This window comes from Dyadobacter sp. 3J3 (genome assembly GCF_009801115.1).
In the GTDB taxonomy this organism is placed as follows: domain Bacteria; phylum Bacteroidota; class Bacteroidia; order Cytophagales; family Spirosomataceae; genus Dyadobacter.
In genome coordinates, this window is record NZ_VTOL01000001.1 from 861,435 (window position 1) to 880,269 (window position 18,835).

15 protein-coding genes are annotated in these 18,835 nt (G+C 38.8%); 7 read left to right on the top strand and 8 right to left on the bottom strand.

All coding sequences use genetic code 11. From position 1 onward, the window contains the following. The first annotated feature begins 39 nt into the window (after nucleotides 1-39). From trxA to nagA, 3 genes are read left to right on the top strand one after another with little or no spacing between them, the layout of a single operon-like run. Nucleotides 40-336, top strand: coding sequence for a thioredoxin (gene trxA, locus FZF08_RS03685; RefSeq protein WP_159467244.1), 297 nt, complete (start codon nucleotides 40-42; stop codon nucleotides 334-336). 20 nt (nucleotides 337-356) lie between these two features. Further along, the gene (locus FZF08_RS03690; RefSeq protein ID WP_159467245.1) at nucleotides 357-920 is read left to right on the top strand and encodes a pentapeptide repeat-containing protein; all 564 of its coding nucleotides are present in this window, start codon (nucleotides 357-359) and stop codon (nucleotides 918-920) included. Between the two features lie 54 nt (nucleotides 921-974). Continuing rightward, nucleotides 975-2,084 (top strand): N-acetylglucosamine-6-phosphate deacetylase, encoded by a 1,110-nt coding sequence (nagA, locus tag FZF08_RS03695; protein ID WP_159467246.1) that lies wholly within the window; start codon nucleotides 975-977, stop codon nucleotides 2,082-2,084. A gap of 39 nt (nucleotides 2,085-2,123) precedes the next feature. On the opposite strand, the gene FZF08_RS03700 is transcribed toward nagA, so the two are convergent. Continuing rightward, nucleotides 2,124-4,322: a radical SAM protein gene (locus FZF08_RS03700; RefSeq protein ID WP_159467331.1), complete on the bottom strand. Its 2,199-nt coding sequence runs from the start codon at nucleotides 4,320-4,322 to the stop codon at nucleotides 2,124-2,126. Nucleotides 4,323-4,511: 189 nt separating this feature from the next. On the opposite strand from FZF08_RS03700, the gene FZF08_RS03705 reads away from it, so the two are divergent. Then, complete coding sequence (locus FZF08_RS03705; RefSeq protein WP_159467247.1) at nucleotides 4,512-5,915, top strand: metallophosphoesterase family protein; 1,404 nt, start codon at nucleotides 4,512-4,514, stop codon at nucleotides 5,913-5,915. Nucleotides 5,916-6,070: 155 nt separating this feature from the next. Next, complete coding sequence (tnpA, locus tag FZF08_RS03710; protein WP_159467248.1) at nucleotides 6,071-6,532, top strand: IS200/IS605 family transposase; 462 nt, start codon at nucleotides 6,071-6,073, stop codon at nucleotides 6,530-6,532. 1,047 nt (nucleotides 6,533-7,579) lie between these two features. Here tnpA and FZF08_RS03715 read toward each other — a convergent pair. Together FZF08_RS03715 and FZF08_RS03720 are read right to left on the bottom strand one after the other, a co-directional pair. Next, the gene (locus FZF08_RS03715; RefSeq protein WP_159467249.1) at nucleotides 7,580-8,038 is read right to left on the bottom strand and encodes a DUF1569 domain-containing protein; all 459 of its coding nucleotides are present in this window, start codon (nucleotides 8,036-8,038) and stop codon (nucleotides 7,580-7,582) included. Between the two features lie 90 nt (nucleotides 8,039-8,128). Continuing rightward, nucleotides 8,129-8,932: a DUF3891 family protein gene (locus FZF08_RS03720; RefSeq protein WP_159467250.1), complete on the bottom strand. Its 804-nt coding sequence runs from the start codon at nucleotides 8,930-8,932 to the stop codon at nucleotides 8,129-8,131. 131 nt (nucleotides 8,933-9,063) lie between these two features. Between FZF08_RS03720 and FZF08_RS03725 the strand changes: the two genes are divergently transcribed. Then, nucleotides 9,064-10,245 carry a glycosyltransferase family 2 protein gene (locus FZF08_RS03725; protein ID WP_159467251.1) on the top strand — a complete coding sequence of 394 codons (1,182 nt, stop codon included), beginning with the start codon at nucleotides 9,064-9,066 and terminating at the stop codon, nucleotides 10,243-10,245. A 13-nt stretch (nucleotides 10,246-10,258) separates the two neighbouring features. Here the strand turns inward: FZF08_RS03725 and FZF08_RS03730 are convergent, their stop codons facing one another. From FZF08_RS03730 to FZF08_RS03750, 5 genes are all read right to left on the bottom strand, one after another. Further along, nucleotides 10,259-10,864 carry a class I SAM-dependent methyltransferase gene (locus FZF08_RS03730; RefSeq protein WP_159467252.1) on the bottom strand — a complete coding sequence of 202 codons (606 nt, stop codon included), beginning with the start codon at nucleotides 10,862-10,864 and terminating at the stop codon, nucleotides 10,259-10,261. 4 nt (nucleotides 10,865-10,868) lie between these two features. After that, a complete protein-coding gene (locus tag FZF08_RS03735) occupies nucleotides 10,869-11,615 on the bottom strand; it encodes a PIG-L deacetylase family protein (protein ID WP_229216401.1) in 747 nt (248 codons plus the stop codon). 50 nt (nucleotides 11,616-11,665) lie between these two features. Next, on the bottom strand, nucleotides 11,666-12,883 hold the full coding sequence (locus FZF08_RS03740; protein WP_159467253.1) for an amine oxidase: 1,218 nt from the start codon (nucleotides 12,881-12,883) through the stop codon (nucleotides 11,666-11,668). A 34-nt stretch (nucleotides 12,884-12,917) separates the two neighbouring features. Further along, nucleotides 12,918-14,060 carry a glycosyltransferase family 1 protein gene (locus FZF08_RS03745; protein WP_200837018.1) on the bottom strand — a complete coding sequence of 381 codons (1,143 nt, stop codon included), beginning with the start codon at nucleotides 14,058-14,060 and terminating at the stop codon, nucleotides 12,918-12,920. Nucleotides 14,061-14,524: 464 nt separating this feature from the next. Next, nucleotides 14,525-17,491, bottom strand: a complete 2,967-nt coding sequence (locus tag FZF08_RS03750; RefSeq protein WP_159467333.1) for a DPP IV N-terminal domain-containing protein — start codon at nucleotides 17,489-17,491, stop codon at nucleotides 14,525-14,527. A 673-nt stretch (nucleotides 17,492-18,164) separates the two neighbouring features. Between FZF08_RS03750 and FZF08_RS03755 the strand changes: the two genes are divergently transcribed. Next, nucleotides 18,165-18,800 carry a response regulator transcription factor gene (locus tag FZF08_RS03755; protein WP_159467255.1) on the top strand — a complete coding sequence of 212 codons (636 nt, stop codon included), beginning with the start codon at nucleotides 18,165-18,167 and terminating at the stop codon, nucleotides 18,798-18,800. The last annotated feature ends 35 nt before the right edge of the window (nucleotides 18,801-18,835 follow it).

Below are 18,835 nucleotides of genomic sequence, written 5' to 3' on the forward strand. Positions count from 1 at the left end.
GGAGATTGGTTATGGTGATGTACTTATCCAATGTAAATCATGTCAGCATTTTCGGATTTAATTAACAGCAACAAACCGGTTCTTGTCGACTTTTCAGCCGAATGGTGTGGACCTTGTAAAATGATGAAACCTATTCTGGAAGAATTAAAAGCAGATTTGGGTGATAAAGCGACGATTGTGAAAGTGGATGTGGACAAAAATCCATCCGCTGCAAAAGCATATAAAATTCAAGGCGTACCTACCCTGATTGTTTTCAAACACGGCAAAGTCATGTGGCGTCAGTCTGGCGTTGTACAGGCCAGTCAGTTGCAAAGTATTATCAGTAAATATTTATAGCAATCCTATTTTTTAATTTAATGTTTAATAAAAGAAACGTCGAGTCAATCAGTAATATAGATTTCACAATTCAGGATCTTCCGCTGCAAAGCTTTGAACAGTACGAATTTACAAATTGCACATTTTCAAATATTTCGGGTACTGATTTCACCGACTGTTCTTTTATTGAATGTAATATGAGTAACGCGGTCATTACAAACTGTAAATTGTTTGATGTTGAATTTGTTGACTGTAAACTGATCGGCGTTAACTTTTCTGATACAAAAGACTTTGGATTTTCGGTTCGTTTTGAAAAATGCCTGTTGGATTACACCAATTTTGACAATAAAAAACTGAATAAAAGTACCTTCGTAAATTGTAAAATTAACGGTGCCGATTTTACCCAGGCCGATCTTTCCAAATCAAAATTTGTGAATTGTGATTTAATGGCTTCCGTTTTTTCTTATACCAATCTGAGTGGTATGGATTTCACAACGAGCCAAAATTTCACTATTGATCCTGCTACCAATAATGTTAAAAAAGCAAAATTCCTATCTTCCGATCTAGCGGGTCTTTTGACTAAATTTGACATTATAATAAAATGACGATCATCTGGTTTTCGTCATCAGTCCTAAACCTCATAAAAACGCCTTTACCCTATGTCTTCTTACCAGATATTTGCAGAGAAAGTTTATACCGGTAATTCCATTTTAACCGGACAGCTGATTTCTGTTGAAAATCGTGTGATATCATCCATAACTTCTTCCGGATTTGTCGAAGGAGCACGGAGCGTTCAAAATATTTGCGCAGGTCTTTTTGATGCGCATATCAATGGCGGTGAACGTTTTCATTTTACTGAGAAAGCAGATGAAGAAACGATCGATGATATATACCAGGCCAGCAAAGCCCTAGGAACTGCCTACGTTTTGCCAACACTGATCACTTCTTCTCTTGAAAATATTCTGAAAGGAATTGAAGCCACCAGAAATTATATCCGGAATAATCCGCGATCAGGTGTTCTCGGAATGCATCTTGAAGGTCCATTTTTAAACCCTATAAAACGGGGTGCCCATCTTACCGAATATGTGAGAAAGCCTTCTGACACGGAACTTGAAGCCATTATAACGCATGGAAAAGATGTGATCAAACTGATTACGATTGCTCCCGAGATGTTTACGCGTGAGCAAATTGATATGCTTTTAGCGTCTGGAATCGCGGTTTCGGCAGGACATTCCAATGCAACGTATCAGGAAGCCAGCCAAGCTTTTGATCAGGGAATAAAACTGGTAACGCATTTATATAATGCGATGTCGGCCTTTGGTCACCGTCAACCCGGACTTGTTGGCGCAACTTTTGACAATAATTCCGTTTATGCACCAATCATTATTGATGGTGTTCACTGCGATTATGCAGCCGCAAGAATTGCGTATAAAGCCAAAAAAGAAAAACTGTTCCTTATCTCGGATGCACTTTTTGTTGGAGAAAAGGTAACAGAATTCAAGTGGGGCGAATTTGACGCTTATCTGCAAAATGGTCAATATAATAATTCAGAAGGAAATCTTGCAGGTGCTACCATTTCTTTGGCTGATGCCGTTAGAAATTCTGTTCGTGAAGTTGGAATTCCGTTACAGGAAGCTATTGAAATGGCAACCATTCGCCCGGCAATTGCCGTTGGATTAAACGAAAAAATCGGAAGTCTGGAGTTAGGTTATCCTGCCGTTTTTACTTCTTTTGATGATTCGTTAGAGAAATTTGAGGTTATAAACTAAGTTATTCTTAACCGCTCCGGTAGCCCGGATCGGTTGAATTTACACGACCAGTAATCCTCCGCTTTTCAATTCCTCCCAGACTTTTGAACGCATAAAAGTTTCGAATTCACCTAAACCTTGTGATTCAAAAGTGTTTTTCAATTTGTCCAATGGGTAAGGATCATGTCTTCCGATAAGCAGTTCCGGCATTAACTCTGTCAGCCATTCGCCCACTGGCACGCTGGTTTCCAAAGCCCATTCCTGTTTTTTGTTATAAAAAACCAACTCGGCAACTTCCACAATATTTTTTCCTTTTTTCTCTTCAAAAACAGAAAGTGAAGGCAAACTTCCCATCCAGACAACCATCGCATTGGTTCGCGGAATGGCATCAGGAAACTGGCTTATGCTTTTTTCAATATATTTTGGCGAAATGGACGGTGATGGAATCTTGAAATTAAACCATTTTGACAAAGGAAAATCGAAACAAACGCCGTGCATATAATTGAACAACGATTTCCGTAAACCTTCCCCAAACAAGTCATGATTTGCTCCGGAAGGATCATCATGTTCCAGATCATTATTTGCAAATCCTCCAATCTCGGGTCCAATGCGCATCACATCAAATTCTTCTGGATGAAGCCCAACCGGACTATGGGCCGTCATGGCAAAACGATGCCAAAAACCCGATTGAACAATTCCCTGATGAAATAATTGACGTACCATTTCCAGAGAATCAATAGTTTCCTGAGCCGTTTGGGTTGGAAAACCATACATCAAATAGGCATGAACCATAATACCAGCTTGTGTAAAAGCATCCGCTACCCTTGCAACCTGAGCTACGGTTACACCTTTTTTCATTCGTTCCAAAAGCCGATCTGAGGCAACTTCCAGTCCACCGGAAATGGCAATACATCCGGAAGCTTTTAACAGCAGGCAAAGATCATGGGTGAAATTCTTTTCAAAACGAATGTTTGTCCACCAAACCACGGTTAACTTACGGCGAATTATTTCCAAAGCGAGATCCCGCAATAAAGCTGGCGGTGCCGCTTCATCGACAAAATGGAAACCGTTTTGCTGGGTTTGTTCGATAATTTCCTCAATCCGGTCACAAAGAAGTGCGGCCGTCATGGGTTCATATCGTTTGATATAATCCAGAGAAATATCACAAAATGAGCATTTTCCCCAATAACAGCCATGTGCCAAAGTCAGCTTATTCCAGCGACCATCACTCCATAACCGGTGCATTGGATTGACTATTTCAATAACCGACAAATAATCATGTAAAGGCAGATCGCTGTAATCTGGCGTTCCGGTATCTCGTTGCGGCACATCGCGTTCCTTTGCACCGTTGTAATAAATTACTTTGCCGTCAGTCCTGGCGTAAACACGTTTTAATTTTTCTCTTTCACGATGCCCGTCCAGATATTCCAGTAATGACAAAAGCGGTGCTTCACCATCATCCAGACAAATAAAATCGATGTAATCAAAAACGCGGGGTTCTTTTAATGAGCGTAATTCTGTATTGGCAAAACCACCACCCATCACCACAGAAATTTGCGGATAATGTTTTTTGATAAATTGTCCGCACTTCATCCCTCCATAAAGATTACCCGGAAAAGGAACAGTAATACAAACAATATCAGGCTTATAACTCTGAATTTTTTCATCCAGAATATTCACCAGTAAATTAGTCAGTAAGGTATTTGGCATTTCCAGAGCCTCACACATTTCATCAAAATGGGAAGCTGAACGGCCAAGGCGTTCCGCGTAACGGCTAAAACCAAAATGCGGATCGATGGCTTCCTGGATCAAATCGCCAAGATCTTCAAGATATAAAGTGGCCAAATGCCGCGCTTTATCGTGAATTCCCATAGTCCCGAAGGCCCAGTCCATATCTTCCAGCTGTTGAAAACGATTTGCTTCCGGCAGATAACTTCGGTCACAAATACTATGAGCTAATGTGGGATTTCTATTTTTAAGAAAACGGATTACAGGATCAATCGTACTGATATATTCATCCCGGAGCGAATAAATCCGGAAGCTGTTGTCGGTTAATTCCGTATCAGAATCTTCCAGCAAATTAAATAACTGACGCAGCCCTTTCGAAGAAAAAAGTGCCAGAATTACGTCAATTCCTAAATCCGCCTGATGTGATTCCCGTCCTAATGTATTTAAAAACCCTTTCAGGTAAGCTGTGGCCGGATACGGAGTATTTAGCTGCGTAAACGGCGGGGTTATAAATAAGGTTTTCTTTTTCAAAGCACTACGTATCTCAATTTTCACAGTACAAAGGTACGGTAAGTTTTGGAGGGATTTAAGCAAAAAAATGAGGGATCGACATCCAAATAAACTGATTATTCACATTATCATAACATTGCTTTATAGCCTGATATTAAACATAAAAAGTACTATTACAGCTTCTACTATTTTACTAAATGCAAATTGCCCATGTTATTTTCTTCAAAAAATAATCCTCTCATCTTATTCATAACGGTAAGCCTTGCACTTTTGCCGGCTTTTGCTTTCTCTCAGGAAAATAAATCCTACCCCGCTTCCAAATTTCCTGACCGTATTATTCTTGGTTGGAAAGGCGATGCCGCTCATTCCCAGGCTGTAAACTGGCGTACGGATTCTACAATCACAAGAGCAATCGCAATGATTCACGAGGCAGATCCTTCGCCTGATTTTCAAACCAGCGCAAAAAGTGTTGATGCAAAAACAACAGCAGTTGTTCTGGAAGGCAAACAGGTAAAGTACCATGAGGTAGATTTTACCGGACTTAAACCTGCGACGCAATACATGTACCGTGTTGGCGAAGGAAAACACTGGAGTGAATGGTTTCATTTTACAACGGCATCAGATAAACATGATCCTGTATCTTTTCTTTATTTCGGAGATGCACAAAATGATATCCGGTCTTTATGGTCGAGAGCCATTCGCGGGGCTTACTCTACTTTGCCAAAAGCTGATTTTATGATTCATGCAGGCGATCTAATCAATAGCTCCAATGTTGATTATCAATGGGGTGAATGGTTCGAAGCCGGTGGCTGGGTCAATGGAATGGTGCCAAGTTTGTCAACACCTGGCAACCATGAATACTATATGGATAAGAATAAAAAACCTCATGTTTCCATGCATTGGAGACCACAGTTTGCACTGCCGGAAAATGGACCGGAAGGTTTAACTGAAACTGCATATTATTTTGATTATCAGGGAATAAGATTTATTTCTCTCAATTCACAGGAAGCAATTCTGGATTCAACAGTTTTGGACAGACAAGCTGCCTGGTTCGAAAAAGTTGCGACAGGACATGCTATGCGCTGGACAATTGTGATGCATCATCATCCTATTTATTCGACTAAAAACGGACGCGATAACGACGAATGGAGGGCAAAAATGGAACCTCTTTACAAAAAACACAAAGTCGATCTGGTATTACAGGGACATGACCATACCTATGGCCGGGGTATTAATATGCCTCTGGGACAAAGTAGAAAAAAACCGGATGGACCGATCTATGTCGTTTCTGTAAGCGGGCCAAAAATGTACGATATCGGTCTGCAAAACTGGATGGACAGAGCGGCATCTAATACTCAACTTTATCAGGTTATTACGGTAAACGACGCCTTGCTTTCATTCAAAGCCTTTACCGTTAGCGGAGATTTATATGATTCCTTTAACCTTGAAAAAGATAAAAAAGGACAAAATACACTGGTAGAATTATCTACAACCCTAAAAATGCAGGAACGTCTGGAACTGCCCGACAATTTGAAAAAGAGTTTTAAAGCTGAACAATTAGAGGAGTATAACAAAAGATTTAAGGAGTATAAGGCAAGGAAAAATTTGAAATAAAAATTGATTATAGTACCAGAAAGAGCACTTTGAGGAAATATCAAAGTGCCCTTTTTGCTTTTAACGAAGGTTTAAATTTTCCCAATATTATACATTATAGAGACATTTTAAATATTTCACGTCTTATTGATCGCATTCATTAACATCAATAGGCTATGGCAAACACTTATTATCAACTCTACGTGCACAGCGTCTTCGCTATAAAATTTAGAAATGCAGTCATTGGGAAAGTATGGAAAAATGATTTCAACGGTATTATCGGAAATTTAATTAATGAAACTGGTTGTAAAACCTATATCGTCAATGGCGTCGAGGATCACGTACATTGCTTTTTCGGTTTAAATCCCGCAGTTTCCATATCAGATGTTATGAGAAGTGTTAAAGCAAAGTCGTCAAAGTGGGTCAATGAAAGTGGGATTTTGCAAGACAGGTTTGAATGGCAAAAGGGATTTGGTGCATTTTCTTACAGCCACTCACACGTAGACAGTGTTTTTAGATATATCCAAAATCAGGAGGAACATCATAAAAAAAGAAGTTTCAGTGAGGAGTATTTGGAGTTACTTACAAAATTTGAGACTGAACATAACAAAAAATATTTGTTTGAAGATTTGATATAAATCTGGTTTAATTAATCATATCGGTCATGCCTCACGGCATTTGTAACCCGATAAATCACTCTCAAACCACGGAATAAATTCCGTGGCTATTATGTCGGTCATGCCTCACGGCATTTGTAACCCTATAAATCAACCTCAAACCACGGAATAAATTCCGCGGCTATTATGTCGGCCATTCCTCACGGCATTGTAACCCAATAAATTAACTTCAAACCACGGAATAAATTCCGCGGCTATTATGTCGGCCATGCCTCACCGCATTTGTAACCCGATAAATCAACCTCAAACCACGGAATAAACGAAACAATTTCAAGATACCACGGAAATTCAAAATTATCCACAGTGCCAGAAGCACGACCGATATGATAGCCGCGGAATTTATTCCGTGGAAAATAAACGAAACAATTTCAAGATACCACGGAAATTCAAAATTATCCACAGTGCCAGAGGCACGACCGACATGATAGCCGCGGAATTTATTCCGTGGAAAATAAACGAAACGATTTCAACATACCACGGGAATTCAAAATTATCCACAGTGCCAGAGGCACGACCGATATGATAGCCGCGGAATTTATTCCGTGGAAAATAAACGAAACGATTTCAACATACCACGGGAATTCAAAATTATCCACAGTGCCAGAGGCACGACCGATATGATAGCCGCGGAATTTATTCCGTGGAAAATAAACGAAACGATTACAACATACCTCGGAAATTCAAAATTATCCACAGTGCCAGATGCACGACCGATATGATAGCCGCGGAATTTATTCCGTGGAAAATAAACGAAACGATTATAACATACCACGGGAATACAGAATTATCCATAGTGACAGAGCCACGACCGACATGATAGCCGCGGAATTTATTCCGTGGAAAATGAACGAAACAATTTCAATATACCACAGGAATTCAAAATTATCCATAGTGCCAGAGGCACGACCCATATGACAACTGCGGAATTTATTCCGTGGGAAATGAACAATTATCTCAGCATACGACTGGAAAATAGTATGTCTAATGTTAGATCGAATTACATAAAATCTAAACCCCAAATTGAGTCAAATGGTGATCCAGATGTTTGTAAAACATATTATTCCATTCCTGGATAGTTAGTTTTCCAAATGAGTGAGATTCTTTTCCATCAAAAAAATTAGCTCCCAAGTCCTGTGTTTTTCTGACGTAATCGGTTAATCTAACTTTCTCCTTTTCAAAATTCCTATCACCTTTGATAATAAAATCTGGTGCAGTAGCGCTATTTCTTTTGTATGGAATTTCAGTAGTTACCTTATCTTTTACAAACATTTTCAGAATAAACTTCATGAGCTTCCCGGGAGGCTTGTGCGTGTTATCATAGACATATTCATAAGAAACGCAGCAATGAGCAAGCATTTGTGCACCAGACATTTTCCCCCATAATGGCTGACTTTCGCCTGTAAGCATATCAATCCGCTCTATAAGTTTATCTGTTACCGCTTTTGTAAAAATATCAGGAAGGGCCATATTTATATTATTAGTGATGTGATTGATTTAAAATTATCATAAGTTAAATGAATAATTTCACTACACCAAATTAATACAATTCTCTGATATTTAGTGCCTAGCCAACTGGTAACGATGTAAATCCGGTGTAGTATTCATTAGCAAATTTCGGAATTCATTTTCACTTTTAAATTCAAGTTGTGAAATAGTCTTCGATTCATAGTGTATCTCAAAAATTTCGGATTCGAATGGCCACGGATCTACCGTAAGTTCACTTTCTCTTAACGCTTGTAACATATAACATTGGCTATCCGGGCCGGTAGCAACTTCAATTTTCCGATTTTCCGGCTGAATCAATTGCTGACAAATAAGTAAAGAAAGGGCATCACACCATTGCAGAATAGCATAAGCATAGATTACTTCTTCTTCGCTGCAAGCCGCAACTTTAATCCATTTTTTGTCTGTTTTTTTCAAATCCTGACAATATTTTTTAGCAATCTTATCCTCCGAATTTGCGTACAAAAACTGAATGTGGCGGGAAATCAGCAATCCGATATAGCTACTTTTCGAAAGTGCCATTAGAAGCAATTGTTGACACCTCTTTTCCTCAAATTTCCTCATTTTGAAATTTAACGGCCCACCATTATCATTAAGCAGATTTTCATCCGACGCAAACTCGTTAAATGCATCATCATGCTCAATGGTGGCTACCACTGTTTCCATCCAGATTTCAGGGCGAAGCTTATCTCGCCAGTTATAACAAATTTGTCCGGCCAAAAGCCCGTGTGCTCGCTGGGTGATAATATTCCAGCCGTTTTCCTGATATTTAACAATCATACAACAGACAATAAATTCGGGATTTACAATCAAAAAGTATGCCGAAAGATAATCCAGCCATCCGGCCAATCTTCCCACTTTTTTTCAGAATCAGCGGAAAAAGAGGAAAAATATTTTGGCATAGTTTTTACAAATACTTGTCAAAATTATGCCATACGGTTATAATTTTCATGAGCAGATATCTCTCAATTTAATTTTTTAACTAATTTATGGTACAAACTTTTTCTGAGGAAACAGCAGAATATGAGCCTGTTATGGCATCATCTTTATTTTATACCATACCACCTTCTCAGCATCTTAAATTATCCGTTATTTTACCGGTAAGAAATGAGCAGGACAATTTATTTAAGACACTGGAAGCACTTCGTCATCAAAAAGATAACGAAGGATTCCAACTCCCATATTCAGAATACGAAGTGTTGCTTTTAGCAAACAACTGTACGGATGATTCGGCAGAATCTGCAAGAACTTATCAGAAAACATTCCCGGAATTCAGCCTTCATATTGAAGAAATCCAGCTTGCACAGGACGTCGCCCATATAGGCACCGTTCGCAGACTTTTGATGGATGCTGCCTATAACCGCTTCACGTTATTGAACAGGCCGCAAGGAATTATTGCAAGCACCGATAGTGATAGCGAAGTGGATAAAAACTGGGTTTTTAACACCATTGAAGAAATAAAAAAAGGAAATGACGTCGTGGGCGGAAGAATTCTTACCCGTCCGGAAAACAGTCTTTCACGGATTTATTATCTTCGGGATGTAACCTACAAACATCTGGTTTCCAAAGCAGAAGCACTATTAGATCCTGTCGCAAATGATCCGTGGCCAAGGCATTATCAGTGTTTTGGAGCCAGTTTCGCCGTTACTTGTAGCATTTATGACTTATCTGGAAGGCTCCCTGTAGTGCCATTTCTGGAAGATATGGCATTTCATAGAGCACTGACCAGAATTGATGCTAAAATCAGATTAAGCCCGTTGGTTAAGGTTATTACTTCTACCCGCATCAAGGGCCGGGTTGATTTTGGATTTTCAATCCAGTTAAAACAATGGGGAGAAATGAATGAAGCGAATGATCCCGTTTTAGTAGAACAAGCAGGTGCTTTATTTAAAAAATTAATGGCTAAAAGACTTCTTCGCCAATACTGGAATAGTGATTGCTGTCAAAAACAGGCTCATTTACATATGCTCAATGTTGTTGCCGAAATTCTCAAACTGGATGTATCATGGCTGATATCTCAGGTTTCGAGAGAGATTTATTTTGGGGTGTTCTGGGAAAAAATTGAGGAAGAATTGGAAAAGGGGGAATGGATCAAAACCTGGCCTAAAATGGACGTTGTAGATGTGATCACAGAACTTAAAATAAAAATCAAAAACTTACGGATACAATAAAAGAAAACGAAACTCAAAGTTCCGTTTTCTTTTCAAACAAATCCAACCTATACTGATCCTCACGTCTTCCGTATAAATGTAACAAAGGTGCAGATTCATTTCCCGCGGATTTAATAAAAAGCTCATGTACTTCATCACCCGTTAGAGGAAATTCCTCGACCACTGGCGTCCAATGCACCATCAGCAAATGACCTTTTGGTAAAAGCGCATGGATAATTTTGTCCTTTGCAATGCCGAGATCTTCCTCGCTTAAAAAATACCCAACCTCAGAAAATAAGATCAAATCAAAACTTTCGTCGGGAAAGTCTTTTGGGATAATCATTTCACGGACTTTAACAAAAGGATAATGCAAAAGCCTTTTTCTTGCATTTTCGGTTGCAATTTCACTGGCATCCACAGCCAGTAAATGTGTACAACGTCTGGCTAATTTTTCACTTAATATACCGTTTGAGCATCCGATCTCAAACGCATTTTCATAAACAGGATTTGGAATGGCACGTAGCGTGGCTTCGTATTTTTCCCTTTCGTAAGGACTATTTTCAAAATCCCAGGGATCTTCATTTCTCTGATACATTTTATTAAAAAACTCAGCATCAAGAGATCTAGTCGATTTTTCCATAATTTTATTTGATAGCAGTTTCAAAGAATAATTCCCGCGGAATATCAAAATGACCAATAACTTTCGGCGTCAGCATAAAGCCTTCCGGGTCATCGTCAATCATATGCGTAACCTGCGAAATATGCGCTGCCAATGCTTTATTTTTCGTTTCCAAAGTATCTTCAATATTGACAGTAAATTTTTTCATGCGGTCTAGTAATTCTAAATCTTCCGGATTTCCCAGCTCCCAAAGCCAAATTGGATATTCAATAAACCTTGGTTTTATTCTTGCCCGGTTTACTGCTTCTGACATGATTTTCCATGTTGCCTGATGGTCCGGATGCGGATCTTTTTGCCAGGGAACAAATACGCTTTGGGGTTCTATTTCGTCAATAATTTTTACAATTTTCTCTACCGTTTCCTCAAACCGATTATCGTTTTCGTGCGGAACTTTGGTATCTTTTAATCGTAAAAACTCCATATGATCAACTTCTCCGCCAAGTGTCAAGACAGCCACTTTTGCTTCTTCTTCCCGTACTTTTGTTAACCTTTTGGCAGGGTATTTTTTAGAATTCGGATGTGACATACTTCCGTCACTAACAAATAAAAAATGAACCGGAATTCCGTTTTTTCTCATTAGAGCTACTGTTCCACCACAACCAAGCGTTTCATCATCCGGATGTGGTGCCACGATTAAACTGCATCCAAATTCTTCAACTTTTACACTTTTCATTTTGCCAATGCGGCTATGCAATTCTGATATTTGGTCCATAATGTGTGACATTAAACATGACTATCAACATAGATCAGGTTATTTATTTCTCAAAGCATAACCATTTCTTCAACCCTAATACTGAAATGCTGCTGATTGACGGCTTCATTTAATTCTACCGACAAAGTATCCTGAGCATCCTGTAATGCTTTTGCAGAAGGCTGATGCAAAATCCTACTTTTAATACTGATCGCCGGATTCATATCCCACAATCCGGAATTATGCCAGTCGTCCAGATGATCCCAATTCGGACGGTCAATGATTGGATAAATACAAATACCCCAAAAGGGAATTTTCTGCCGGATTGTTTTAGAAATTTGTGCAGCAATATAGTTGATCCAAAGTGGGCGATCCTTTCCCGGATGGCTTGTTTCAGCTAAAACAATTGGGCGATCATAACGCAAATGCGCTTCGTACAACAAATCCGAAAGCTGTCGTAAATACGGATGAGGCACAGAATCGTTCCAACCCAAAATTTGATGCGGATTTAGAACCCATTGATTATTGTAATAATAATTGAATCCCAGAATATCCAGATATTCTGGTTTCCCACCCAACTCCGGGCACATTTTACCGCTTAATATATCCAGCGATTGATACTGTAATTCGTGATGGTTTTTGGCATCCTCAATCTCCCGGGACGTTGCATTGAGATTTGGAACAACATTAACTAAGGGTTCTGTGGTAAGAATCCTTATAGTCGGGTCAACTTCTTTAAGCGCCTTTACACCAGCAATATATGCCTTCATGTATGAGTACTTTACTTCCCACCCATTGTTATGGCAATAGGGAGAAGTTCCGGCTACGTCACCACCAAGCCAGGACATAAAACTTACCTCATTAATCGGGGTTACGATAAGCGGCTCGCTATAACCTAATGACTTATAGAATTGCGCAAAAGCAGTGCAAAGAGCAGCAAATCGCCCGGTAAAATGCGGATGTACAGGACTTAAATCATCAGGAAATCCAAAATGACAAATATCCCATATTTGCTGAATACCATTTTCCTGGCCTGTTTCCAGCATTTTTTGAAAAATACTGAAATCGTAAATACCAGGTATTTTTTCAACCTGGCTCCACCGTAAACCTTCACGAACTGTTTTTATATTAAATGCCCCCAGATTTTCATAATCCTGCTTCAAAAGTTCCAAATGTGAAGTTACATGAAGAAAATCGACACGGTTTCCGAAAGCATTTAATTGATCTGTACATTCAAATCCAGCCATCCAGAACGATTTAAAAGGATTTTCGATCTTTTGATCAGACATGATTTATTCTTAAAATTTATTGTGAGCATTTCTACTATTCACCTGCTACTAAAACTTGCGCTGTTTTGCTTTCATAAGTACTGGCCATAATGCCCATCATCAATCGGAAAGTATTATCCCAGCAATTATCAGCCAAAAATTCATCCACTTCGGTAAGCCAGGCCTCATTTTCCGGACTGGCCAGCAATGCTTCAATGGCAAGTATAAAATCATCAGCATCCACACCTATGGAAACAAGTTTATTTTTGGCATAAGGCGTTACAACATCCCGGATCGCAGTAGATACTACCGGTTTACCACCAGCCAGATATTCCGGTGTTTTGGTAGGACTTATAAACCTTGTGGATTCGTTCAATAAAAATGGCACCAAAGCGATGTCCCATCCTGACAAATAAAGCGGAAGTTCATCATACTTTTTGGAACCCAGATAGTGAATGTTTTTATTTTTTGGCAGTCCGGCAGGATCAATTTTCACGACAGGCCCGATAAGCATAAACTGCCAATCAGGGCGTGCATCGGCAATATTTTTGATCAGATCTGTATCAAAACGTTCATCTATTACGCCATAAAACCCTAATTTAGGCCCATTAATGGAAGCCTGATCGGCAGGTTCTGAATCTTTGGATCTTGCTTTTGAAAAGTGCTTTTTATCAATGCTGCTTTGAAAAGGGTGAATATTGTAATGCTGATGTTTCTTAGCTTCATAAAGTGATTGTCCTCCTGTAAAAACTACGTCAGCTTTGTTGAAAAGTCTTCTTTCCAAGTCCTTTAAGTCGTCAGGAGCAAATTTAAAAGCCGACAATTCATCCATACAATCATACACAGTCAGCCCGGGAACAAACTTGTACGAAAATTCAAGAGCCATTGGTGTATAATACCAAAAAATAAAATCCTTGAGGTCCCGATTGACAAAAAATATATTTAACAAAAATTTAAGCTCCTTGTTGATTTCCACCTTATCCAGTCCATGAGGCAAATGTGGTACACAAACCCAAAGATTTGGCATTCTTTCAGAGAAGCTGATAAATGCTTTGTCATAGGATCCAAATATTGGTTCTTCAAGATAGTAGACCGCAGAAAACTCAGAAAAACGTGTCATGAGATGTTGTGGACGCTGATATACAAAATCCCAACGTAAGTGCGAAAAACATAGTAAGTTTTTAGGTAATTGATTCATAGTTGTCATGAAGTAAATAATCAGTAGTCAGTTGTTGTGAAATGATGCACAAGTAATAATTTCGAAAAAAAAGCACGCATTTTTACGGGAAGTAAAATATAATACTTCCAAATAATTTAGATTTAAATCAAACCATATCGCGAAGTAGGCCTGACTAAAAATCCACCATTAAAAATTTAGAGAAAAAGGGAATACGAATTGTTAATCCACATTTGCAATTGCCTTCGATGGGATTTGCTTGCATCAATTATAACAATTATGCCAGCATGAATGATTGTAAACCTCCTAAAAAGCAGTATACAAAAAAAATCATTGTGGGGAATTCTTGTGTACAGACTTACTCAGCATAAATGAGTTACAGTGAGTAAAATATGATGCAAAATATCCTGAAAGCGCAATAATTATGCCATTCCGGATCTACGACCTCATTTCAAAAAAATCCGACATGGTATAACCCAAATTGATCAAAAACCAGTTTTTAATTTTTTCAAATCAAAGAATTCTCCATTTTTATATACACCATTGATGTTTAGCATATCCTTAATATTTGTCAAAGGATCACCATCAATTATCAGTATATCAGCCAATTTACCCGGCTCAATTGTTCCCAGATCTTTTTCCACACCTATTTCTTGCGCAGACCATAAAGTGGCGGCCCGTAAAGTTTCAAATGGCGAAAGGCCGGCTTTAACCCACGATTGTAATTCAGCATGATAGCTTAATCCCGAAGGAATAATCGGCGAATCTGTTCCCAGAGTAACCTTTGCCCCTGATTTGACAAGATTATAGAGCGTTTTTTCAACATTGGAATAAGTACTTTCACTCATTCTGGAAGCCGATCCCAGAAGATCCGTTTTTAACTTTTCAGTATAGAAATTCCCGTACTGCCAATGACTAAAAAAAGTGGTATCATTTTTGGCCAAAGCAAAAAAACCGCCATGAAGTGAAACAGTAGGTGTGATATACATTCCCGATTTGATAAGAAGTTGCTGCACATCCTGATAAGTGTTATTCATCGCCGTAAGTTTTGGTGAATAACCTCTTCTGCTCGTTGCACCGATATGTTCCACGCCATCCACACCATTTCCCACTGCGGGATAAATCTCGTGTGACGTCACCGGCAAACCGTTTTCGTGAGCAAATTCGGTCACTCGTTTCTGAAGATTATCCGGTAAGCCCACATAGGTTTTTATCAGGTCATAACCCAGTTTTACTGCCCGATTTAATTCCAGATCCAGCTGTCCGCCACCTACATTACTCGTACTACGGTTGTAGTACACCCGGCTTCCTTCCATATGCCCGCCCGTAAAAAATGTACGTGGCCCCATTCTTTTTCCACTGTTCCAGGATTCCTTTCGTTCCAGCGCATCATAGGGATCGGTACCCGGTTCACGGATAGAAGTAATTCCATAAGCCAACCAAAGTCTGCCGCCACTTTCACCCAACTGTGCATTCTGGTGCGTGTGCATTTCAAAGAGTCCTGGAATTAATACTTGTTTTGAAGCATCAATAATTTGCAAATTTCCATAAGCTCCTCTGCGGTGAGGTGTAATTTTACTAATTCGGTTACCTTCAATCAAAACATCAACGTTTTCGAGATATTTGTCTGACCGACCGTTAAAAACTTTCCCGGCATGAATAACAAACTTTCCTTCCGGCTGTTTTTTCTGCCAGGTAAAATTCATATCTATTGTTTTAATTTCGCCGTCAGCAACAGATACTTCTTTCAAAATATCCGTTGCCAGAAAAACGATTTTTTGAGAATCGCCTGACCAGCTTGGCGCTTCGGCCAATTCATTTGTCAATCTTTTGGGTGGACCAACGATATTTAATTGAGGATCAACCGGTACAATCCATAAAATATTATCAAGAATATAGGCAATTTTAGAACCGTCAGGAGAAACAACCGGTCCATTTTTCCCTCTTGTTGCCAGGGTGCGCTCGGGCACAGGAGAAACAAAGCGGGACGGAGATTTGTCCAGCGGAATGATTAGTATTTTATTAAGTCCTTCTCTAAACCTCGTCGAATAAGCTTCAAGAGAAGAAATAATGATGGATTTTCCATCCGGTGTCCAGCCAGGCTGCGAACATTCGAAAAGGGAACCGTAAATCACAGCATTTTTATTGGTTGCCAGCTCCATGATGTTAAGTGCACTTTTGCCAGGTGATTTCAGATCTGCCTGATAAAAAGCAATTTTCGAACCGTCAGGCGACCAGGAAGGAAACTTTAAATTATCAGGTGCATCAAGCATGCAGGTATCTTTTCCCGTTAAAAGATCTCTCACATACAGATCCATATTCCCCTTCTTATCGCTTGTATACGCAATTTTTTTTCCATCTGGCGACCATACAGGATCAATATCAATAAAGATATCGTTGGTGATCCGGGTGGGTTTTTCTGCTCCTTTTTTGTAAATCCACAAATCACCTAAGGCTGTAAAAACGATACTTTTTCCATCTGGAGAAACAATCGGGCTTCTTATTCCCTGAACAGTTTGCGGTTTTTTCGAATCAAAATCCCGGATCTTCGCAGCATACTTTTTACGGTTTAAAATGACTTCGGCCTGAAAAGGAATTTTTGTGGTTTTCCTTTCCCCCAAACGAGCCCGAAGAATCTGGCCATTAGCGGTGTATAAATATTCCGTATCCGAAATCCAGCTTACTTTAAAAGGAAATACATCTTCAGTCTTATCCGATAAAGTTTGCCAGTCGCCACCGCCAATCGCAACATATTCCAACTGACTTCCCTGCGGTAAAAGACTATTAAAAATCACCTGTTTCCCGCCAGGATGCCATACCGGAGAAAACAACTTTTCTTTGCTGTGCACAAGCAATTTCGGCTCTCCGCCCGATTCAAGAATATACAATCCGGAAGCCGAACTTCGCTCCGAAACATAAGCTACCTTTGATCCGTCAGAAGAAAAAGAAGGGTAATAATCATTTCCAGGCTCTTTTGTAAGCTGTGTAAGATTTCCTTTATCCAAGTCAATTTTCCAGATATCGTAATTTCCACTTCGATCGGAAGAGAAAACAATTTCATTTTTTGCCTGAGACCAATGCGGCTCGCGGTCATGATATATGCCGAATGTCAGCTGTGTTAGTGAGCTGCCATCTTTAGTCACTTTCCATATATGGAAATTCCCATCCCGGTAAGATTGAAACACTATTTGATTGCCATCCGCCGACCAGCTTGGCTGGCGGCAATCACCCAATGCATCCGTCAATGCTGTCGCTTTCCCACCATCAACAGGCAGGAGCCAGATTGTCCCCTGAACATCCATTGCTATACTTTTTTTATCTGGTGAAAGCGCAATGGCCATGTTGGTTCCTTCTGTCAGCGTAACACGAATCGAATCCGGTGAAGTAGCTTTTAAATCAGTGAAAATCAATAAAAAAAGGAAAATACTTAAGAAGTTTAGTTTTACGCTCATTATTAAATAATTATTGAATTTGGGATTATTCTTCTGAATCTGATTTGGCTTAAAATTCTTCCTGGCATTAAAAACCAAAGTGAGCCATTGATCATATTTAAACGCCAGATACAATCTCATTATTCACATTTTAACAAGTTTTATAAATTTGGTTATATTATCAATTGATAATATAAATCATAGTAAATAATTCATTAATATATAAATTAATTCTCTTAAATAGAATATTATCAAAATTAAATATATAACCAACTTCACTCCATACAATAAATTCCGTTTCAAAAAATCCTTGCTAATGCTCAAAAATTTTATTCCTTTACCTTTCAAAAATGAATACATTTGCATGAAATATCAACGTTGTGCTATACACGTTACTGATAAATTTTGCAATTCTAAAAACCAGCGACCTGGACTTTTACAAACTTTGGCTGTTACAGCATATTTCAAAATATTATATAGTATTCTGAAATATGCAACGCATTTATGAAGCTTAAAATGATTGACGTTGATTTAAAGTTCATAGAAAATAAATTCAGCAGATTATCCAGATAAAAATTACGAAAATATTTACTACCAAATTACCACAAAGTGGATACCTTTTGTAGATATGTTTCGATATCTAAACCCATATATAATAATTAGATTTGTACTTAAACTATACCTGCACTATTCTATGAATATTTTAATTATTGAGGATCATCCTTTAATCCGAATGGGTCTTGGGCATTTGATTTCAGAAACAGATCCCAAAGCAAATGTGACGCAATCCGATAGTTTTCCGGTAGGATTGACATTACTGGATAAAGAAAAATTTGATTTATTGATCCTCGATATTGACATTCCGGGTGGAGAAAACATCAGAATGATGGAAATGGTACGCGAAAGGCAGCCTGATATCGTAATCCTGATACATTCAGGGTATGACGAACAGGTTTATGCTTTACCGTATATGCAGGCAGGTGCAGATGGATTTCTCTCCAAACAGGCATCGCAAGATGAATTTCAGGCTGCTTACAAAGCCCTGATGAACAAAGGAAAATATGTAAGTTATCGTATTCAGCAAACCTTGTTGAATAATCTGGGAGACAGTAACTCCAAAAAACTCAAAAATCCAATCATGACTTTATCACCACGTGAAATGTTGGTCATGCAGCTTTTAACGGAAGGTAAATGGACAAAAGAAATTGCATCGATTTTAAAGGTCAAAGAAAATACCATCAGCACATACAAGCGCAGAATATTTGATAAACTTGAAGTGTCTGACGAAATTGAATTGTCTAAGAAGGTTTCTCTATTGAAAAATTTCTGATTAAAGTTAAAAAATTCTATATGCCGTGTTTCATG

Bases quoted from the DNA above. Each gene is read 5' to 3' on its own strand.
- trxA (WP_159467244.1), top strand. From the start codon at position 40: ATGTCAGCATTTTCGGATTTAATTAACAGCAACAAACCGGTTCTTGTC.
- FZF08_RS03690 (WP_159467245.1), top strand. From the start codon at position 357: ATGTTTAATAAAAGAAACGTCGAGTCAATCAGTAATATAGATTTCACA.
- nagA (WP_159467246.1), top strand. From the start codon at position 975: ATGTCTTCTTACCAGATATTTGCAGAGAAAGTTTATACCGGTAATTCC.
- FZF08_RS03705 (WP_159467247.1), top strand. From the start codon at position 4,512: ATGTTATTTTCTTCAAAAAATAATCCTCTCATCTTATTCATAACGGTA.
- tnpA (WP_159467248.1), top strand. From the start codon at position 6,071: ATGGCAAACACTTATTATCAACTCTACGTGCACAGCGTCTTCGCTATA.
- FZF08_RS03715 (WP_159467249.1), bottom strand. From the start codon at position 8,038: ATGGCCCTTCCTGATATTTTTACAAAAGCGGTAACAGATAAACTTATA.
- FZF08_RS03725 (WP_159467251.1), top strand. From the start codon at position 9,064: ATGGTACAAACTTTTTCTGAGGAAACAGCAGAATATGAGCCTGTTATG.
- FZF08_RS03730 (WP_159467252.1), bottom strand. From the start codon at position 10,864: ATGGAAAAATCGACTAGATCTCTTGATGCTGAGTTTTTTAATAAAATG.
- FZF08_RS03735 (WP_229216401.1), bottom strand. From the start codon at position 11,615: ATGGACCAAATATCAGAATTGCATAGCCGCATTGGCAAAATGAAAAGT.
- FZF08_RS03740 (WP_159467253.1), bottom strand. From the start codon at position 12,883: ATGTCTGATCAAAAGATCGAAAATCCTTTTAAATCGTTCTGGATGGCT.
- FZF08_RS03745 (WP_200837018.1), bottom strand. From the start codon at position 14,060: ATGAATCAATTACCTAAAAACTTACTATGTTTTTCGCACTTACGTTGG.
- FZF08_RS03750 (WP_159467333.1), bottom strand. From the start codon at position 17,491: ATGAGCGTAAAACTAAACTTCTTAAGTATTTTCCTTTTTTTATTGATT.
- FZF08_RS03755 (WP_159467255.1), top strand. From the start codon at position 18,165: ATGAATATTTTAATTATTGAGGATCATCCTTTAATCCGAATGGGTCTT.